Raw genomic sequence first — 19,047 nt, 5'->3', positions numbered from 1 at the left:
ACGCCCATGACCCTACCCCGTCTTCGCCGTTCCCTCGGCTCCCTGCTGATCGCAGCGGCCTGCGCCTCGCTGGCAACGACCGTCCACGCCGCCGATACCAAGGCCACCACCCCAGTTGCCGCCACGCAAGCCAATGCCAAACATGCCATCACGCATGAAGACGTGTGGCTGATGAAACGCGTGGGCGCGCCCGTCGCCAGCCCGGATGGAAAGTGGGCCGTGTTTTCCGTGGTCGACAGCGCCTACGACAGCAAGGAGCAGTGGTCGGACCTGTGGATCAAGTCCCTTGGCGACGACAGCCCCGCGCGGCGCCTGACGTATTCCAAAAGCGGCGAAAGCGCCGTGGCCTGGTCGCCGGACAGCCGCCAGCTGGTCTTCATCGCCAGGCGCGACGGCGATGAAGCGGGCCAGATTTACCGCCTCGACGTGGCCGCTGGCGGCGAAGCGCAGCGCCTGACCTCGCTCACCCTGGGCGCGCGCATGCCGAAATGGAGTCCGGATGGCAAGCAATTGCTGTTCATCAGCGACATCTATCCAGGCAACAAGACGGAAGCCGACGTCAAGCAAAGCGCGAAGGAGCGCAAGGAGCGCAAAGTCAGCGCCCGCTCATATGAAACGACGGCACCCCGCTATTTCGACAAATGGCTGACCGACAAGCAGGTGCGCCTGTTCGTCATCGACGCCGACGCAGCAGCACGAGGTGACAACACAGCGCGCGACATCCTGTCGGGCACGCAACTGGTCACCCTGCCGGGCTTTGGCGGCGGCCAGGGCGACGAGGGGCAATCCTTGGACGCCGTCTGGACGCCCGATGGCAAGGCCGTCGTCTTCAATGCGGCCACCAACCGCGATGCGGCGCAGCGCGAAGCCGTGTATTCACAACTGTATCTGCTGCCCGTGGCAGGCGGCGAAGCGCAGCGTTTGACACAAGACAAACATAGCTACGCTTCCCTGAAATTTTCGGCCGACGGCAAGACCCTGTTCGCCCTCAGCGATGCGCAAACGCCCGGTAAAGTGTATGACGTGAAGCGCCTGGCCAGTTTCGCCTGGCCGATGAGCAACCCTGCGCCAACGATACTCACGGCCAAGCTGGACCGTTCAATCTCCCGCTTCGTGCTGCCCGAAGGCGGCAAGCGCGTCATTTTCAGCTATGAACACGCGGGCCTGGAAAAGCTGTACTCGATCGATGCCAAGGGCGGTGACGTGCACGAGGAGCCATCCTTGCCGACGGGCAGCATCAATTCGCTGAGCAGCGGCGGCAAAGCCCTGGTCGGCGTGTGGGAGTCGTCCATCAACCCACCGGAAATCTATGCGTTCAACGGCAAGCAGCCGAAACGCCTGACGGCCTTCAACACGGACAAGGCAAATAAAATCGACTGGCAGGCGCCCGAGCACTTCTGGTTCACCACGGCCGACGGCCGCCAGATCCACAATATGCTCGTCAAGCCGGCCAATTTTGACCCGAACAAGAAATACCCGCTGTTGACCGTCATCCACGGCGGCGCGGCCAGCATGTGGCGCGACCAGTTCGTGCTGCGCTGGAACTATCACCTGCTGGCCAAGCCCGGCTACGTTGTCTTGCTGACCGACTACAAGGGTTCCACCGGCTATGGCGAGGAATTCTCGCGCTCGATTCAGTTCGACCCCTTGAAAGGCCCGGGCGATGAAGTCAACCAGGGCGTCGATGAGGCCATCAAGAAATATCCCTTTATCGACAGCACGAAGCTGGCGGCCGGCGGCGCCAGCTATGGCGGCCACCTGGCCAACTGGCTGCAAGCGACCACCACGCGCTACAAGGCCATCGTCTCGCACGCGGGCGAAATGGACCTGATCATGCAATGGGGCACCAGCGACGGCGGTTTCGGTCGTGAAACGAATGCGGGCGGCCCCGTCTGGTCGAACCTGCCCGTGTGGCGCGACCAAAGCCCCGTCATGCAAGCGGGCAACCATGAAAAAGGCACGGGCTTTACCACGCCCATTCTGATCACCGTGGGCGAGCTCGATTACCGCGTGCCGGCTAACAATGCCTTGATGAACTTTGCCGTGCAACAACGCCTGAACGTGCCGGCAAAATTGCTGGTCTTCCCGGACGAAAACCACTGGATCTTGAAGGGCGAGAACAGCCGTTTCTTCTACAGCGAAGTCGAGGGATGGCTGGCCAAATACCTCAAGTAAATCCTGAAACGTTCTTGAAAGCGTGAAATAGAAGCCAGGCCCCGCACACGCGGGCCTGGCTTTTTTCATGCCGCTTGCACGGCGCTCACGGCCGCCTTCTGGCGGGCGATCGCCAGCACCAGCAGCGCGGCGACGAGGCAGGCGGCGCCAGCGGCGAACAGGGCCGGGTTGTAGGTCAGCATCAGGGTGCGGATGCGGCCCGCACCGTACGCGGCCACGGCGGCGCCCAACTGGTGGCCGGCGAAGATCCAGCCGAACACCATGCCCGCCCGCTCCCGGCCAAACGTGGCCCCCACCAGTTTCACGGTGGGCGGCACGGTGGCGATCCAGTCCAGGCCGTAAAACATGGCGAACAGCGACAGGCCGTACAGGGTAAATTCCGAATACGGCAGCCAGAAAAGCGACAGCCCCCGCAAGCCGTAGTACCAGAACAGCAGTTTGCGGTTGTCGTAGCGGTCCGACAGCCAGCCGGACAAGATCGTGCCGAACAGGTCGAACGCGCCCATCATGGCCAGCACGGAGGCGGCCGGCACGGCGGACAGGCCCGAGTCGCCGCACAGGGAAATAAAGTGCGTCTGGATCAGGCCATTCGTGCTGAGGCCGCAGATGAAAAACGTGCCGAACAGGATCCAGAAGGTGCGGTGCGCCGCCACGCTGCGCAAGATCAAAAAAGGTGTGGCAAACGTCATCTTCGCTGTCGGCGCCGCCATCAGGGGCGTGGCCGGGTCGGCGCCATACGGACGCAAGGCCACATCCTGCGGGCGGTTGCGCATGCACAGGAAGGCCAGCACGGCGACGATGGCGCAGCTGGCAAACACAGGCATGACGGCCGTGCGCCAGCCGAAGTGCTCGATCAGCCAGGCGCCTACGGGCAGGAACAGCAGCTGGCCCGTTGCCGAACTGGCCGTCAGCACGCCCACCACCAGGCCCCGGTGCGTCTCGAACCAGCGGTTCGCCACCACCGCACTCAAGACCAGCGCCGTCATGCCCGAACCCAGCCCCAGCAGGATGCCCCACAGGGCCACCAGATGCCAGAACTGCGTCATGCGCGTGGCCAGCAGCATGCCGCAAGCGATCAGGCCCAGCGCCACACAGATGACATTGCGCAAGCCGAAGCGCTCCATCAGGATGGCGGCAAACGGCCCCATCAGGCCAAACAGCACGAAGCGCACGGCCAGGGCCGAGGAAATCTGCTCGGCATCCCAGCCGAACTCGCGGCTCAAGGGCTGCATCAGCGCCCCTGGCAAGCCCAGCGCGGCCGACGAGGTCAAGGCGGTGAGGAAAGTGATGGCGACGATGACCCAGGCAAAGTGGATGCCGCGCCGCGCCATCCATTGCGAAACAGGATAGGAAAGCATGCAGTCCTCATGAGAAAGAGTGAAGAGAAAGAGTGGATGCCGGTCAGCATCAGCCGATGGGATTTTCCTCATGTTATATTATGATCGTAATTTATACAATCAAAAAAAACTGGAGCCACACTGCTGCGTGCGGCTCCAGTCCCGGCTTTAACGCATTACAGAGTGCGCTTATTTCACCTTCAAGCCATTCTTCACATCCGTCACGCCTTCCACGCCACGGGCCAGGTCGGCGGCTTTTTTCACTTGCGCCTGGGAAGGCACAAAGCCGCTGAGCATGACGACGCCATTCACCGTTTCCACGTGCACGTCGAGCGCTTTCAAGTCATTGTCCTTGACGAGGTCTGCCTTGATCTTGGTGGTGATGACGGAGTCTTCCACTGCCACCTTGGTGCTGCTGGCCGCATTGCGCGTCATGCAGGCGGCCTTGGCCGTCGCATCCATGGCATCGCAATTTTCTTTCATCGTGGCGGGGGGATTCTGCGCCACGTTGGAGCCGGCCCTGGCGCCCGTGTTGGCGTCCGCCAGCGCGGCCGTTTTCGCCGCCTTGGCATCGTTCATGCACGTGGTTTTATCGGTGCCCGTGCGGTCGCCGCACTTGGCCTTGGCCATGTCATACTCGGCATTGGCAACATCCTTGCGGGCCTTGCCCAGTTCGCGCGGCGTGTTGCGGTATTGCGCCACGGCGTCCGATTCGGCCTTGGCGCGCGCCACCTTGGCTTCTTCCACGCAGACTTTTTTCGCGTTGCCGCTGTGGGCATCGCAGGCAGCCTTGGCCTGCTTGTAGTCGGCCGTTGCCTTGTCCGTCAAGCTCTTGTACGAGGCATCCTGCGCATACGCGGGCGCGGCGGCAAGCAGGGCGCTGGCACTGGCGGCCAGCATGAGTGCGATCATTTTGTTCATGATGGTTCCTCTCTGGTTAGTTGATGCCCAGATTAGACCCCTGCCGCACGCAAAGCTCCGTGCGACAACACACGCTGACAGGTCATCCGCGTAAAAATCAGCGTTTATTTGTCGCCGCTCAAGCCCTTCCGCCACAATACTTGCGCCTGTTCAAATGGTGAAGCGGCCCCATCAAATACACCCGCGCCATCTGCCAGCGCCAGCCATGCCTGCGTGGCGTGCGACCCGCCTGCAGCCTCGCCCCCCGCGCGCACGCCGCCCATCCAGGCCAGCACCTCCCGGTATTGCCCGGGGTGGCGTGCATGCATCCAGGCCAGGGCTACCAGATCCGCATAGGCCTCTTCGCGACGCGTCTCGCGCACCTCCTGCGCCAGCGGTGTCAACCTGCCGCGCTGCGTGCCGGGCGGCTCGACAAAGCCGCGCGGCAAAGCGTGCCAGTCGCCCTGCGCATAGCGCTGGCAATGGCCGATTTCATGCGCCGTCATCGCTTCGATCATCAGGCCCTGGCGCGCAGCCGGCACGCCCTGCAAGACACTGTCCGCCTGCGCATTGCCGCGCAAGGACAGCACCAGCTTGCAGCGCCCCCCTTCGTAGCCCAGCGCCAGCGGCACGGCGCCGGACGCATCCTGCGGCTGCACGATGATATCGATGGGCAAACCTTGCGCGCGCGCGAATGCGATGACGGGCTGGCCCGCCTGCAGCCAGCGGCTTTCCAGATCGGCAAGCTGGGCGGCAGCCACGGCGGGCACAGGGGATAAAGCGATGAGCAAGCTCATCAGCAAGAGCGGTTTCAACATGGAATCGACAGGAAGAAAGGAGGATTTATCACTGCAGAGTAAGCGGTGAAAATATTTCCACAAGGAAAAACTGGCAACTTTTCATAAATAAAGACGAAAAAAAACCGGTGCAGTGCACCGGCTTTTCACACTGACAATAGTCAAGGTCGGGATTATTTCTTCGCAGTCATTGCTTTGTCCAGCGCGCGGGCCGTGACGAATTCCGGACGGATATCGTTGGGCACGGCCTTCATCTTGTCGAGCGCCACCTGCACTTCAGGGCGGATGACCACGTATTTGGTCATCATCGCTTGCGCGCGCGCATAGTCGCCCGTCGCCTCGATGGTCAGAAATTCACGGTCCAGGTCGATCACGGCTTGCTTGATCTTCGCAAAATCGACGCCGAACTTGCCATCGCCCAGCGAGACAAAGCCGCCCTTGTCGAGGATGTAATTGATCTGAATGGCCATGCCACGCGCGTGCGAATCGGTCAGGCCGAAATGCAGGGTGCGGAAACCGGAGGCAAGGAAGGTGTTGTACAGCTTGCGCTCGGCCACGTCGCCCTGGCCCAGGGTATCGTTGAGCTGACCCTTGTCCATCATGTAGCGCAGCGCGAACAGGCCCGTGATGTCGGCCTTGGCTTCTTCGATGGTCGAGTATGCTTCCTTCAAGTCCTGGCGTGGCGTCGATGGCTTGCCATCGACGACGGTGGCGTGCGGGCCCAGGCCGTGCATGATTTCATGCGCGAGGATGTGCGTGAAGAAGGAATTGAAATCCACGTCCTGCTGCGCTTCGGCGCTCAGCACCAGTTTCGAGATCGGCGTCAGGGTGGCCTTGAACTTGGCTTCCTGCACGTTTTTCAGCATCACGCGCTTCGAGCCGCGCGCGCTGATGATGCGCTCGTCATTGGGCAAGTTGTAGGCGGCCGTCTGCACGGCCATGTTGCCATCGCCGGCGCCATACACCTGGTTGACCACCACCATCGGCGCCAGCGCGCCTACTTTCGGGTTGCGGTACCGGGCGTCGAGCGGCAGGTTGTCTTCCAGCTCCTGCATGTGTTTGGCGAAGAAGTTCAGCTTTTGCGTTTCCGCCTGGTCGCGGATGTTCACATACGCTTCGAACGCGGCCTTGTAGCCGAACAGCTCGTCGTTATACGTTTCATACGGGCCGATGGTGATGTCGACGGGCGAATCGAGGTCCATCCAGGCGAAGTCGGACGGCAAGTAATCGTTGTCGAGGAAAGCCTTGGCGCGCAGGGTCAGAAATTTCTTCAGCGATGCGTTGTCCGTGGCGGCCGCCGCTTCGTCGAGCAGCCTGGCCAGCTGCTTCAGTTCCACCTTGTATTCGTCCGAATACTTGACGGTCTGGTATTTGCCATCCTTGCCCGCGCGAATCGTCGTGAAGAACCATTGCGCCTGCTGCTTGTCATCCGCCGACAAGCCATTCATCCACGTTTCCAGGCTGGCCTTGGTGGCGCCCTGCGGATAGAAATTGCCCGCTTCCGGCTTGTGCGCGGGAATGGCGATACCGGCATAGCTGGCGGGCATGAACGAGGCATGCGCGTCGAGCACCGACCAAGGCCCCTTGTTGATCCAGAAATAGTTCAGACGGGCCTGGCCCAGCTTGGATTTGTCCTTCTTCAGCGCTGCCCACAGCGCTTCATTGCCGGACCAGCGCTGGCGCAGCTGCAGCACGTCGACCAGCTTGGCCGCCTCGACCAGCTTGGCGATGGCCTGGCGGTCGCCCGCAGACAGATGCGTGACATCGGCAGTCAGCGCGACGGGCGCATAGCGGGCGCTCATGCTGGTCAGTTGTTGCGCGGTGGCCGGGGTTGCCGGGGTGCCCGGCGTTGCGGCGCAGGCGCTGCCGACGGCGGCGGCCATCAGCAGAGGGAACAGGATACGTTTCATGGGGACCTCAGCAAACAATGTAAGGTCCCGATTGTAAACGAGCGCCGCTTAAAATTCTTCCCATGCGTCATCGGCGGGCGCCTTGGCGGCCAGCTTTTTCGGTGCCGGCTTCGCTGCTGCCTTGACGAGCGGCCTGGCGGCCGGACGCGCACGCGCCGGCGGCGGCACCTGCGAGTTGTCGAGCTTGAAGATGCTCACCACCTGCGACAGGCTGCCGGCCTGCTCTTCCAGCGAAGCGGCGGCCGAAGCCGATTGTTCGACCAACGCCGCGTTCTGCTGCACCACCTGGTCCATCAGGCCGATCGCCTGGTTCACCTGTTCGATGCCGGACGACTGCTCGCGCGTGGCCACGCTGATTTCGCCCATGATGTCGGTCACGCGCTTGACGCTGTCAACAATATCTTGCATGGTCGTACCCGCTTCATCGACCAGGCGCGCGCCCGCGTCGACGCGCTCGACCGAGTCGTCGATCAGCGCCTTGATTTCCTTGGCGGCCTGGCTGGAACGCTGGGCCAGGCTGCGCACTTCGGTGGCGACGACGGCAAAGCCACGGCCCTGTTCACCGGCGCGCGCCGCTTCCACGGCGGCATTGAGCGCCAGAATATTCGTCTGGAAAGCGATGCCGTCGATCACGCCGATAATGTCGACTATCTTTTTCGACGATGCGTTGATGGCGGCCATGGTCTGCACCACCTGCGCCACGACGGCGCCGCCCTTGACGGCCACACCCGAGGCCGATACGGCCAGCTGATTCGCTTCGATCGCGTGCTCGGCGTTCTGCTTGACGGTGCCCGTCAATTGCTCCATCGACGTGGCGGTTTCCTCGATCGAACCGGCTTGCTGTTCCGTGCGGTTCGACAGGTCCAGGTTGCCGGCCGCGATTTCGCGCGAGTTGGTGGCGATGGTCTGCGTGCCGGAGCGCACCTGGCTGACGATGGCCACCAGGCTGTCGCGCATGCCGCGCATGGCGTACAGCAAGCTGTTGCGGTCGTTTGGCTCGGTAGTGATGGTCACTGCCAGGTTACCAGCGGCAATTTCACCGGCGATGGCGGCCGCGTAGCCGGGCTCGCCGCCGAGCTGGCGCAGCAAGCCGTGGCTGATGCGCCAGGCCGCCATCGTGCCTATCACAATCGCGCCCAGGCACAGCAGCACCATGAAGAAGAAAAAGCTGCGCGCCACCGTGCTGGCGCTGTCGGCCTGTTCGCGGCTCATCTTTTCTTCGAGGTCGATCAGTTGGTTGACCGACGCGAGCCAGCCCGTGAAGGCGGCGGCGCCCTGCTGCTGCAGCAAGGCGGTGGCGCCGGCCACATCGTCGGCCAGGCGCAATTGAATCACCTTGGCGATGATCGGCTGGGCCTTGGCTTCACTGGCCTTGATGCCGGCCAGGGCCGTGCGTTCCGCTTCGATCACATCCTTGCCGCTGCCGATGATCTGGTCCAGCGGCGCGGCGGCCTGCGCGTAATTGGCGGCCAGCGTTTCGATGCGCGCGATTTCCGGCTTGGCCGACGCCGCGTCGGCCGCCAGCACCACGTCGCGCAGGGCGATCGCGCGGTCATGCACGCTGCCTCGGAAATTGATCGCATGGCGCTGCTTGACGTTGTTGACGTCGCTGATATTGGTGAGGATGGCGTCGATCTTTTGCACCCGGTTGATGCCGAGTGCGGTAACGATGATCAGCAGCAACAGGACCAGGCCAAATCCCGTATAAAGCCGTGTGCTGATTTTGGTGCTTTGCATATCCATCCATTCATGAAAGTGATTGACCCCAGCATCATCGATATATTGAGCTACGGAAATAAAGATCAATTTATCATGAATGTTGCACGGCCGCTGGCGGCCCCTCAAAATGCCCGCCCGGCCCAGCCGGACTTACCAGACGCGGTACACCTGCCCCGTCTGCGCCCCTTCCACGCTGCGGCTGTAAGCCAGGGCCACGCGGCTGGCGGCGGCCGGCTCGAAGCCGTAGAAGAACGGGCCATATGCGTCCAGCGATTCGGCCAGCACCGTGGGGCTGACGACATTGATGCGCACGCCGCGCGCCAGTTCGATGGCGGCGCCCCGCACGAAGCCTTCCACGGCCGCGTTGGTCATGCTGGCGGCCGCGCCGAAGCGGATCGGCTGCTCGGCCACGATGCCGCTGGTGAGGGTGATCGAGCCGCCGTCGTTCAGGTATTCCTGCGCCACCAGCGCCACGTTGACCTGGCCCATCAGCTTGCTGTCCAGGCCCAGCTGGAATTGCTCAGGGGTAAATTCGGCCAGGGGGCCGAAATGCAGCTTGCCCGCCGTGACGACGACGGCATCGACCTTGCCGAGGCGCTTGAACAGGGCGCGCACTTGCGCGATATCGCCCATGTCGGCCTGGTGCGTGCCGCTGCGGCTGCCCACTTCGATGATTTCATGGCGTTGCGCCAGTTGCGCCGCGACGGCCGTGCCGATGGTACCGCTGGCGCCGATGATGACGATTTTCATGTTGCTTCCTTGTGTGGGTTGAACGATGCAGCCAGTATGCGCCGCTTCCAAAAAGGAATAAATACGCTAGAATTTACAAGATTACTAACCCACAATTTGCAATCGAGGCGTATGGATAAATTGCGCAGCATGGAGATTTTTGTCGCCGTCGTCGATGCGGGCAGTTTCACGGCCGCCGCCGAGGCGTTCCAGATATCGCCCGTGATGGTAGGCAAGCACATCAAGCAGCTGGAAGAGCGGCTGGGCACGCGCTTGCTGGTGCGCACCACGCGCCGGCAAAGCCTGACGGAAATCGGCCAGCAGTACGTGGAGCAGTGCCGCCAGATCCTGGCGCAGATCGCCGCGGCCGAAACGGGCGCGGAAGCGATGCGGGCCACGCCGCGCGGCAAGCTGAAAATCACGGCACCCGTATCGTTCGGCAGCGAGTGCATCGCGCCGCTGATGGCCGAATACCTGACGGCCTACCCGGACGTGAGCCTGGAATTGAATCTGAACGACAGGATGGTGGACCTGGTGGAAGAAGGATTCGATGCGGCCATCCGCATCGGCAAGCTGGAAGATTCCGGCATGGTCGCGCGCGTGCTGCGGCCGTATGCGATGGTGATCTGCGCCTCGCCCGCCTATCTGGCGAAACATGGCACGCCGCGCACGCCGGACGACCTGGCGCGGCACGAATGCGTGGATTTCATGCAGTGGTCGCGCCACATGCGCTGGCGCCTGAGCGGCAAGGCAGCGCGCCACGATGGCGCGGCGGCCGAGAGCCGCTTCCGCTCGAACAATGGGCAAGCGCTGCGCATGGCAGCCCTGCACGGCTTCGGCATCGTCATGCAGGCGGAGATCCTGCTGGCCGACGATATCGCGGCGGGCCGCCTGGTGCCACTGCTGGCCAGCTACGTGCCGGCGCCGCGCCCCATGCACCTCGTGTATGCGCGCGACCGCCAGCCCACACCCAAGCTGACGACCTTCATCGATTTTCTGCTGCAACGCTACGGGCCGGCGGCGACACCGCCACCGGCCACGCTCACGTAACTTGGGGAGCTTAGTTTGCTTTTGCGGCGGGCGCCGACGCCAGCTTCGCCAGCTCGCCGTCCGGCTGCCAGCCTGCGCCGAGAGACCTCGCTACGGCGACCGTTGCCAGCAGACGCTGGGTCTTGATCTGCGCGGCGGCGCGGTCCGCCGTCAGCGAACTGCGCTGGGCATCGGTGACGTCCAGATAGGTCGAGATACCGCGCTCATAGCGCGTGCGCGCCACCAGATAGGCGCGCGCGGCGGCTGCCTGCGACAGGGCCTGGGCGTCGCCCTGCAACTGGCGCTGCTCCACGTCGGACAGCGCATCTTCCACTTCGCGCAAGGCCGTCAGCAGCTTGGTTTCGTGATTCGCCACGGCTTCCGCATAGCGCGCCTTGGACAAGTCCAGATTCGCCTGGTTGCGGCCAGCGTCGAAGACCGGCAGGGACAGGGCCAGCGGGCCAAAGCTGAACTGGCGCGAACCGCCCTGCGCCAGGTCGCGCAGTTTTTCGGAGGCGTAGCCGAAATTGCCCGTCAATTGCAGCGACGGATAAAACGCGCCTTCGGCCACGCCCACTTGCGCGTTCGCCGCGCGCAGGCCCGCCACGCTGGAAACCAGGTCAGGACGGTGCGCCAGCAGGCTGGCCGGCAAGCCGACGGGAATGGCGGGCGGCAGCGGCAGGCTCGATGGCTCGGCGGCCACCGGCAATTGCAGCGCCGACGGCGGCTTGCCCGTCAGCGTGGCCAGGCTGTTTTCCAGCTGGTTGCGCTGGCGCTTGACTTCATGCAGGTCGGCCTGGGCGTTCGACAGTTCGACTTTCGCGCGCGCCAGGTCCAGCTCATTCGTCAAGCCCGCATTGAAGCGCGCCTCGACCAGGTCGGCCGACTCGCGGCGCGTGTCCAGGGCGCCATTCAAAATCGCCATTTCCGCATCGAGTCCGCGCAGCTGCCAGTAATTGCTGGCCACTTGCGCCGACAGCATCAGCAGCACCCCGTCGCGGTCGGCCTGCGCCGCCAGCGCCTGCGAGTCCGCCGCTTCGACCATGCGTTTTACACGCCCCAGCAAGTCGACTTCATACGACAGCGAACCGCCCACGGAAAAGTTATTACCGCTGATGGAGCGGTTGCCCAGGGCCAGGCCCTGCGAAGTGTTGGCCGAGGTGCGCGAGTTCGAAATACCCGTGCTGACGTTGACGCTCGGGCCCTGGTTGGCGCGCGCCGTACCGCTTTGCGCCAGCGCCTGCAGCAAGCGCTCGCCGGCCGCCTTCACGCCGGGATTGTCCTGCAGCGCGCTGTGCTCGAGGCGATCCAGGGTGGCGTCGCCGTAGATGCGCCACCACTCTTTGGGCAGCTGCGCGGCATCCGCTGCGGCCGCGCCGTGGCGAAAGACGCCGTTGTCGACGCCGGCCACGTTTGCCGGGGCCGTGAAATCCTGGCCCACGGTGCCGCAAGCGGACAGCGCCACGGCAAGGGAAGCGGCCAGCGCGATTTTCGTCAATACTGTTTGCATGATGGTTTGCATGATGATTACCTTCTTGTTCTTGAGGGGCTGCTGTGCGCGGTCAATGACCGCCGCCACCGCCACCGGGAGCTTTGAGTTTGTCGGCCAGCCACAGGGGCACGATGCAGGCCAGCAGGATGGCACCGATCAGGAAGAAGCCATCGTTGTAGGCCATCACATACGCTTCGCGGCGCACGATGCCGTCGATCGCCTGCAAGGCCTGGTTGCCGGCCGTGACGGCGTCATAGCCCTTGGCCATGAACGACGACGTCAGCTGGTCGATGCGCAGCTGCGTGGCGCTGGAATACGCATTGATCGCTTCGCCCAGGCGCTGCGAGTGGAAGTGCTCGCGGGTGCTCAGGGCCGTGGCCAGCAGGGCGATGCCGATGGAGCCGCCCAGGTTGCGCGTCATGTTGAACAGGCTCGATGCGGACGGCATGTCCTTCGGCGCGATGCCCTTCATGGCGAAGTTCGACAGCGTCAGCATGACGAAGGGCTGGCCCAGCGCGCGCACCACTTGCGACCACAGCAGCTGGTCGTAGCCGGTGGACGCGTCCATGTAGGCATTCATCATGCACGAGCCGCCAAACAGCAGCAGGCCGATCGAGCACAGGATGCGGTTGTCCACCACGGACGACAGCTTGGCGACGAAGGGCATGATGAACAGCTGCGGCAAGCCCACCCACATGATGACTTCACCGATCTGCATCGGCGAGTAGCCGGCGATCTGGCCCAGGAACAGCGGCAGCAAAAAGGCCGAGCCATACAGGCCCATGCCCGTCACGGCCGACAGCACGGTGGCGACCAGAAAATTGCGCTGGCCGTACAAGGCCAGGTTGACGAACGGCTCGGCGCGCGTGGCGCTGGTGACGACCCAGCCCAGGATGCCCGTCAGGGCCAGCGCGGCAAAGGCGATGATGAAACCGGAGTCGAACCAGTCCTTCGAATTGCCCTCTTCCAGGAAGATGGTCAGGCAGCCGAGGCCCAGGGCCATGAAGAAAATGCCCAGCCAGTCGGCTTTCCAAAACATCGCCAGCTTCATCGGCTCTTTGTCCAGGCCATAGATCATGCCGGCGATCAGCAGCACGCCCGGCACCCAGTTGATATAGAAGATCGAGGGCCAGCCATACAGCTCACTCAGATACCCGCCCAGGGTCGGGCCCATGGCCGGCGCCAAGGTCGCCGTCAGGCCGAAGATGGCCATGCCGACGGCGCGCTTCGACGGCGGCAGCTTGAGCATCACCAGCGTGAACGCCATGGGGATCAGGGCGCCGCCCGTAAAACCCTGCAGCATGCGGAAGACGATCATGCTTTCCAGGTTCCAGGCCGCCCCGCACAGGGTGGAGAACAGCAGGAAGAAGGCGGTGGTGCCGATCATGTAGGTGCGCAAACCGAACACGCGCGCCAGCAGCGCGGTGAGCGGGATGACGATAATTTCCGCCACCAGGTAGGCCGTGGAAATCCACGAGCCCTCTTCCTGGGTGGCCGACAGCGAGCCAAGGATATCCTTGAGCGAGGAGTTGGTGATCTGAATGTCGAGCACCGCCATGAAGGCGCCCAGCATGCCGGCGGCGACCGCCAGCCAGGTGCGCCCGGAGACGTGCTCGTCGATCACGGGAAACGCTGGCGGCTTCGCCAGCGTGGTGGAGGGGCTGCTCATGGAAGCTTAGCGGGCGGTGGTCTGGGCGGCAGGAGCGGCAGGAGCTGCGGCGTGGCGCGCAGCCGGCTGCGTTTCAGGCTGATTGACTTCCACTTCGGCGATCACCGACATGCCCGGCACCAGGCGGCCATTCATGGCCTTGATGTCTTGCGGCTGGAAGACGATTTTCACGGGCACGCGCTGGACGATCTTGGTGAAATTGCCGGTGGCGTTATCGGCCGGCAGCAGCGCGAATTGCGCACCCGAGGCAGGCGCGAAGCTATCCACGGTACCCAGCAGTTTCTTGCCCGGCATGGCGTCGATCGTCACGTGCACGCTCTGGCCGCGGTGCAGATCGGCCAATTGGGTTTCCTTGAAGTTGGCGGTAACCCAGACGTTATCCTGCACGATGGCCGTCAATTGCTGGCCAGGCTGCACGCGCATACCCGTTTCCACGTTGCGCTTGCCGATGCGGCCGGCGACAGGCGCCAGGATGCGGTTGTATTGCAGCTGCTGTTCCGCGTCTTTCAATTGCACGCGCAGCACGGCCACTTGTGCCTTGGCCACGTCGCGCGCAGCTTGCGCCGCACCGATCTGCGCCTTCGCGGCCGAGGCGCTGTCGCGGCGGGCGGCCAGGTCGGCCACGGCGCTCGAGCGGGCCGCGTTGGCGCCGTCCAGTTCCGCTTTCGAGACGGCTTTCATCTGGCTCGTGTACAGCTGGCCATAACGCTCCGCATCCTGTTTCGCGCGCAGCAATTGCGCATCGGCTTGCGCCACTTGCGCCTGGGCGGCGCTGGCCTGCGCCTGCACTTGCGCGATCTGCGCGTCCGCTTGCAGCACTTGCTGCTCGGCGCTGGCGATCTGCGCGGCGATCTGCTCGGTTTTCACACGCTGGTCGAATGGATCGAGTTCAGCGATCACGTCACCCTCTTTCACCATTTGATTGTCGTCGATGAAGACCTTGGTGACGACGCCGGAAATGCGCGCCGAGACAGGGTGCACGTGGCCGGACACATAGGCGTTTTCCGTTTCCACGAAATAGTGGCTGCGGTACCACATGCGCGCGCCGGCGCCCAGCGCGACGAGGACAATCAGGCCGGCGATGATTTTGACGCGGTTGTTGGGTGGGGCGGAGCTGGCGGAAGCAGCGGGCGTGGAAGGTGCGGCAGGGGCCGCGGGTGGGACGGCGCTCAGCACCTTGTGCTCTGCCTGGCCTGGCTGGTTGGACATACTCGCTCCGAAAATGAAATGATATAGGTTCATTATTGGGCAAAGAAAAACCAAAGTCAAGAAATGAAACGATTGCATTTCATTTTAATTTGCACTACAGTGTGAGCCATCACTTACCTTCCACCTTATAAAGAGACCCAGACCATGTCCGATCCCGGCCTCAGCGATACCTTGCCCACCACGACAGAATCCGACGCCGCCCAGGAGCTTTCCTGCTGCGGCAAGCCGGCCGGCCGGCCGCGCGCGGCCGACATGGAGGCGCGCATGGAAAACCTGCTGCACACGGCCGGCTGCCTGTTTCTGGAAAAAGGGTATGGGAAGGTGAGCCTGGAAATGATCGCCCGCGAAGCCCATGTGGCCGTGCGCACGATTTACGTGAAGTTTGGCGGCAAGGCTGGCTTGTTCAATGCCGTGGTGGAATTGCGCCGTGCCGCCTACTTCTCGACCATGCCGGCGCTGGAAACGGATATGCGGCCCCTGCCCACCATCCTGGGCGAATTCGGCCTGCTGTTCGTGCAGCTCGTTACCATGCCGGCGGCCATCCGCCTGAATCGCATGGTGGTGGCCGAAGCGGCCACGCACCCGGAACTGGCGGAAACGTTTTACAAGGTGGGACCGGGACAGACGCGCGAGATGCTGACCAGGTTTTTCAGCCGTCCCGACATCGCGCCGCTGTTTCGCGCGGAATTGACGCCCTCCATCCTGACGCTGCACCTGCTCAATTGCCTGCTGGGAGATCAGATGTCGCGCCTGCTGTTTCCGCCGCAAGCCCAACCGGACGTGGCGCAATTGCGCGCCAAGGTAGCGCTCAGCCTGGACCTGTTCTTGCGCGGCACCTTGCGCCAGCCGCTGGCGAACTGACGCGGGAAGGCTGGCCGCGAAGGTCAGCCAGGGCGGCCGCCCTCTTCCTGCATCGCCGCTGCGGCATGCTCCTCGTTCAAGCCCAGCGCACGCAGGAAAGGCTGGGCTGCCGACGCAGCATCCAAGCCAAGTGAAGACTCACTTCCATCATGCCGTTCCGGGCCATAACGCATCAGGTCGAACGAGGTTTCAAAGCGCTGCGCAAGGAAATAGGTGCGGAAATAATCGAAGGAAAACGCCACCTGGCCATCGGTCCGCAGCAGCAAGCCCTGCGCATACAGCGGTGCCAGCCAGTCCCCGGCGGCTATGTTCCAGCCCTTCACAGCACAATAGTCGCTGGCAAAACGCTGCAGTTCCGCTTCGCCGAGGAATACGCTCTTGGCTTCGAACATCACGAACGCCAGCTCGATCAGGAATTCGCGCGCATCGGCCGCCGCGCCGGCAGCCGCGCGCTGCTGCACGCCCGCCTGACCCAGCAAACCATCGAGATAAGCGCGTTCGCCTGCCAGCTGCGGCAGCAAGGTGGCAAACACATGCTCGGCATCCATCTGCCCCGTTTCCTGGCCATTCGGCGTGTACAACACCGACAGAGCGAAGTTCTTGCTCACGTCGTCGAACTCGCGCAGCGACACCGTCCACTGCGTGCCTGCCGCGCCGCCATCGGCCGCAGCCTCGCTTGTACCGAACTCGAGCACGGAAAACGCCGCCATCTGGCCATGCGCACCGTACAGGCTACCGGGATTGCTCTTGAACAGGATGCCCAGCGACTTCATCAGTGAACTGGCATCACCCGTATGCTGGTGGCCATGGAACACGGCGTGGATATTCTTGTAGTGCGCGCGCTGCTCGGCGCTGGCGTGCTCATCTGCGGAGAAAAAACTGAAGCCCGCATTGCCCAGCGCCGCCGCCGCGACACCCTGCTGTCGGCTGCCCGGCACCAGGTAGTAACGCGCACCGGGCAAGCTGGCCGCCTGCAGCAGGGGGCGCAGGAAGTATTCGTAGACATACACGGGTGTCGTGCCGGCACAGGCGTCGGGCGCCACCAGCTGGCCCGTGAAGAAAATCGCATCGATCTGCTTGCCCGCCGCCAGGATAGCGGCCACATCCTGGCACAAGGCATGCAGCATCACGGCTTGCTCTTGCTCATCAGCCCGACGCAACCGGACATCGGCAATATGAAGGGCGGTAAATTTTTTCATCGTTGCAAAACTCTTTCAGTACAGCGGAATTTGACCGAACCCCACACTGGCAACATTCCTGGAAAAATCACGCGTTTCAATTGAAGCAGAACATGGTGACAGACCTCCATTCTGCCACTTTTTCCACACGGCAATACTCACCAATTTTCACAAGACGCCGCCGCGCCACGTTTTACTATGCCGCAGGTCAATGGAAATAAAAAAACCGGGAACATGTCCCGGTTTCTTGTACTGAAAGTTAACTCTTTATCAGCGCTTGCGCGGCGGCGGTAAGTCCGTGCACACGCCTTCGTACACTTCAGCAGCCATCCCGATCGACTCGCCCAGCGTCGGGTGCGGGTGGATGGTCTTGCCGATGTCGGTGCCGTCGCAGCCCATTTCGATGGCCAGCGCGATTTCACCAATCATGTCGCCCGCATGCGTGCCGACGATGGTGCCGCCGATGATGCGGTGCGTTTCCGCATCGAACAGCAGCTTGGTGAAGCCTTCGGCGCGGCCATTGGCCACGGCGCGGCCCGAGGCGGCCCACGGGAAGTGGCCCTTCTCGACCTTGATACCCTTGGCTTTCGCTTCGTCTTCCGTGATGCCGGCCCATGCCACTTCCGGGTCCGTGTAGGCGACCGAAGGGATCACTTTGACGTCGAAGTGCGACTTCTGGCCGGCGGCAGCTTCCGCTGCCACGTGGGCTTCATGCACGGCCTTGTGCGCCAGCATCGGCTGGCCCACCAGATCGCCGATGGCGAAGATGTTTGGCACATTGGTGCGCATCTGGCTGTCGACTTCGATGAAGCCACGGTCGGTGACAGTGACGCCGGCCTTGTCGGCAGCGAGCTTCTTGCCGTTCGGGCTGCGGCCCACGGCCACCAATACCAGGTCGTAGACTTGCGGCGCCGGCGCCGTGGCACCCGCTTCAGCTGCTTCGAACGTGACCTTGATGCCTTCCGGCAGCGCTTCCACCGCGACCGTCTTGGTCTTGGTCATGATGTTGTCGAAGCGTTTTTCATTGAACTTCTGCCACACCTTGACCGCATCGCGGTCCGCGCCCTGCATCAGGCCATCCATCATTTCGACCACGTCGATGCGCGCACCGAACGTGGAATACACGGTCGCCATTTCCAGGCCGATGATGCCGCCGCCGATGACCAGCATGCGTTTCGGGATCTGGCGCAATTCCAGCGCGCCCGTTGAATCGACGATGCGCGGGTCTTCCGGCACGAAGGGCAGTTTCACCACGGACGAACCGGCCGCGATGATGGCTTGCTTGAACTGCACGACTTTTTTCGAGCCGTCGCCTGCCGTCACTTCAATGTGATTCGCGGACAGGAACTGGCCTACGCCCGTCACCACTTGCGTCTTGCGCGCCTTGGCCATGCCGGCCAGACCGCCCGTCATGTTCGAGATCACGCCTTCCTTGTACTTGCGTACCTGGTCGATGTCGATCGTCGGTTTGGCAAACGTCACGCCGGTATTGCCCATGTGCGCCGTTTCATCGATGACGGAAGCGACGTGCAGCAGCGCCTTCGACGGGATGCAGCCCACGTTCAGGCACACGCCACCCAGGGTGGCGTAGCGCTCGACGATGACGGTGCTCAGGCCCAGATCGGCCGCGCGGAACGCCGCCGAGTAACCGCCAGGACCGCCGCCCAGTACCATCATGTCGACGTCGATGTCGACCTGGCCGCTGTAACTGCCGGCCGGGATGGCGGCGACAGGGGCTGCAGCAGTTACCGGAGCGGCTGCGGCAGGCGCAGCAGCGGCTACTGGGGCAGCAGCGGCGCCTTCAGCCGCTTCCACCACCAGCAGCGCGCTGCCTTCGGCGATCTTGTCGCCGACCTTGACCTTGATTTCCTTGACGACACCGGCGTGGGTCGATGGAATCTCCATGCTGGCCTTGTCCGATTCAACCGTGATCAGCGACTGGTCCACCTTGATGGTGTCGCCCACCTTGACCATCAGTTCGATGACTTCGACTTCCTTGAAGTCGCCGATATTCGGTACTTTTACCTCTACTGTGCTCATCA

The 19,047-nt window shown here is 63.1% G+C and carries 14 protein-coding genes; 3 read left to right on the top strand and 11 right to left on the bottom strand.

Features of this window, described 5'->3' with window-relative positions:
* Positions 1 to 6 precede the first annotated feature (6 nt).
* The gene (locus tag CLU93_RS16995) at positions 7 to 2,175 is read left to right on the top strand and encodes an alpha/beta hydrolase family protein (RefSeq protein ID WP_099764434.1); all 2,169 of its coding nucleotides are present in this window, start codon (positions 7 to 9) and stop codon (positions 2,173 to 2,175) included.
* A gap of 65 nt (positions 2,176 to 2,240) precedes the next feature.
* On the opposite strand, the gene CLU93_RS16990 is transcribed toward CLU93_RS16995, so the two are convergent.
* From CLU93_RS16990 to CLU93_RS16965, 6 genes are all read right to left on the bottom strand, one after another.
* Positions 2,241 to 3,533 (bottom strand): MFS transporter, encoded by a 1,293-nt coding sequence (locus CLU93_RS16990; RefSeq protein ID WP_099762413.1) that lies wholly within the window; start codon positions 3,531 to 3,533, stop codon positions 2,241 to 2,243.
* Between the two features lie 168 nt (positions 3,534 to 3,701).
* Complete coding sequence (locus CLU93_RS16985) at positions 3,702 to 4,433, bottom strand: BON domain-containing protein (protein ID WP_099762412.1); 732 nt, start codon at positions 4,431 to 4,433, stop codon at positions 3,702 to 3,704.
* A gap of 104 nt (positions 4,434 to 4,537) precedes the next feature.
* Positions 4,538 to 5,230 (bottom strand): hypothetical protein, encoded by a 693-nt coding sequence (locus CLU93_RS16980; RefSeq protein WP_099762411.1) that lies wholly within the window; start codon positions 5,228 to 5,230, stop codon positions 4,538 to 4,540.
* A gap of 152 nt (positions 5,231 to 5,382) precedes the next feature.
* A complete protein-coding gene (locus tag CLU93_RS16975) occupies positions 5,383 to 7,119 on the bottom strand; it encodes a dipeptidyl-peptidase 3 family protein (RefSeq protein WP_099762410.1) in 1,737 nt (578 codons plus the stop codon).
* Positions 7,120 to 7,167: 48 nt separating this feature from the next.
* Positions 7,168 to 8,862 carry a methyl-accepting chemotaxis protein gene (locus CLU93_RS16970; RefSeq protein ID WP_099762409.1) on the bottom strand — a complete coding sequence of 565 codons (1,695 nt, stop codon included), beginning with the start codon at positions 8,860 to 8,862 and terminating at the stop codon, positions 7,168 to 7,170.
* Positions 8,863 to 8,988: 126 nt separating this feature from the next.
* Complete coding sequence (locus tag CLU93_RS16965; RefSeq protein WP_099762408.1) at positions 8,989 to 9,588, bottom strand: short chain dehydrogenase; 600 nt, start codon at positions 9,586 to 9,588, stop codon at positions 8,989 to 8,991.
* A gap of 111 nt (positions 9,589 to 9,699) precedes the next feature.
* On the opposite strand from CLU93_RS16965, the gene CLU93_RS16960 reads away from it, so the two are divergent.
* A complete protein-coding gene (locus CLU93_RS16960; RefSeq protein ID WP_099762407.1) occupies positions 9,700 to 10,617 on the top strand; it encodes a LysR family transcriptional regulator in 918 nt (305 codons plus the stop codon).
* Positions 10,618 to 10,627: 10 nt separating this feature from the next.
* On the opposite strand, the gene CLU93_RS16955 is transcribed toward CLU93_RS16960, so the two are convergent.
* The 3 genes from CLU93_RS16955 to CLU93_RS16945 are packed head-to-tail and all read right to left on the bottom strand — an operon-like array spanning position 10,628 to position 14,966.
* Positions 10,628 to 12,106: an efflux transporter outer membrane subunit gene (locus tag CLU93_RS16955; RefSeq protein ID WP_243420332.1), complete on the bottom strand. Its 1,479-nt coding sequence runs from the start codon at positions 12,104 to 12,106 to the stop codon at positions 10,628 to 10,630.
* A 52-nt stretch (positions 12,107 to 12,158) separates the two neighbouring features.
* Positions 12,159 to 13,757 (bottom strand): DHA2 family efflux MFS transporter permease subunit, encoded by a 1,599-nt coding sequence (locus tag CLU93_RS16950; protein WP_099762405.1) that lies wholly within the window; start codon positions 13,755 to 13,757, stop codon positions 12,159 to 12,161.
* 6 nt (positions 13,758 to 13,763) lie between these two features.
* On the bottom strand, positions 13,764 to 14,966 hold the full coding sequence (locus tag CLU93_RS16945; protein ID WP_099762404.1) for an HlyD family secretion protein: 1,203 nt from the start codon (positions 14,964 to 14,966) through the stop codon (positions 13,764 to 13,766).
* Positions 14,967 to 15,110: 144 nt separating this feature from the next.
* On the opposite strand from CLU93_RS16945, the gene CLU93_RS16940 reads away from it, so the two are divergent.
* On the top strand, positions 15,111 to 15,827 hold the full coding sequence (locus tag CLU93_RS16940; protein ID WP_099762403.1) for a TetR/AcrR family transcriptional regulator: 717 nt from the start codon (positions 15,111 to 15,113) through the stop codon (positions 15,825 to 15,827).
* Between the two features lie 23 nt (positions 15,828 to 15,850).
* Here the strand turns inward: CLU93_RS16940 and CLU93_RS16935 are convergent, their stop codons facing one another.
* Together CLU93_RS16935 and lpdA are read right to left on the bottom strand one after the other, a co-directional pair.
* Positions 15,851 to 16,957 (bottom strand): hypothetical protein, encoded by a 1,107-nt coding sequence (locus tag CLU93_RS16935; protein ID WP_133250818.1) that lies wholly within the window; start codon positions 16,955 to 16,957, stop codon positions 15,851 to 15,853.
* Between the two features lie 318 nt (positions 16,958 to 17,275).
* Entirely contained in the window at positions 17,276 to 19,045 is a 1,770-nt protein-coding gene (gene lpdA / locus CLU93_RS16930; protein WP_099762401.1) for a dihydrolipoyl dehydrogenase, read from the bottom strand.
* Between the last annotated feature and the right edge of the window lie 2 nt (positions 19,046 to 19,047).

This window comes from Janthinobacterium sp. 35 (assembly GCF_002754575.1).
In the GTDB taxonomy this organism is placed as follows: domain Bacteria; phylum Pseudomonadota; class Gammaproteobacteria; order Burkholderiales; family Burkholderiaceae_D; genus Janthinobacterium; species Janthinobacterium tructae.
The sequence above is the reverse complement of the archived record's forward strand: the minus strand, read 5'-3'. Positions and strand labels throughout refer to the sequence as shown.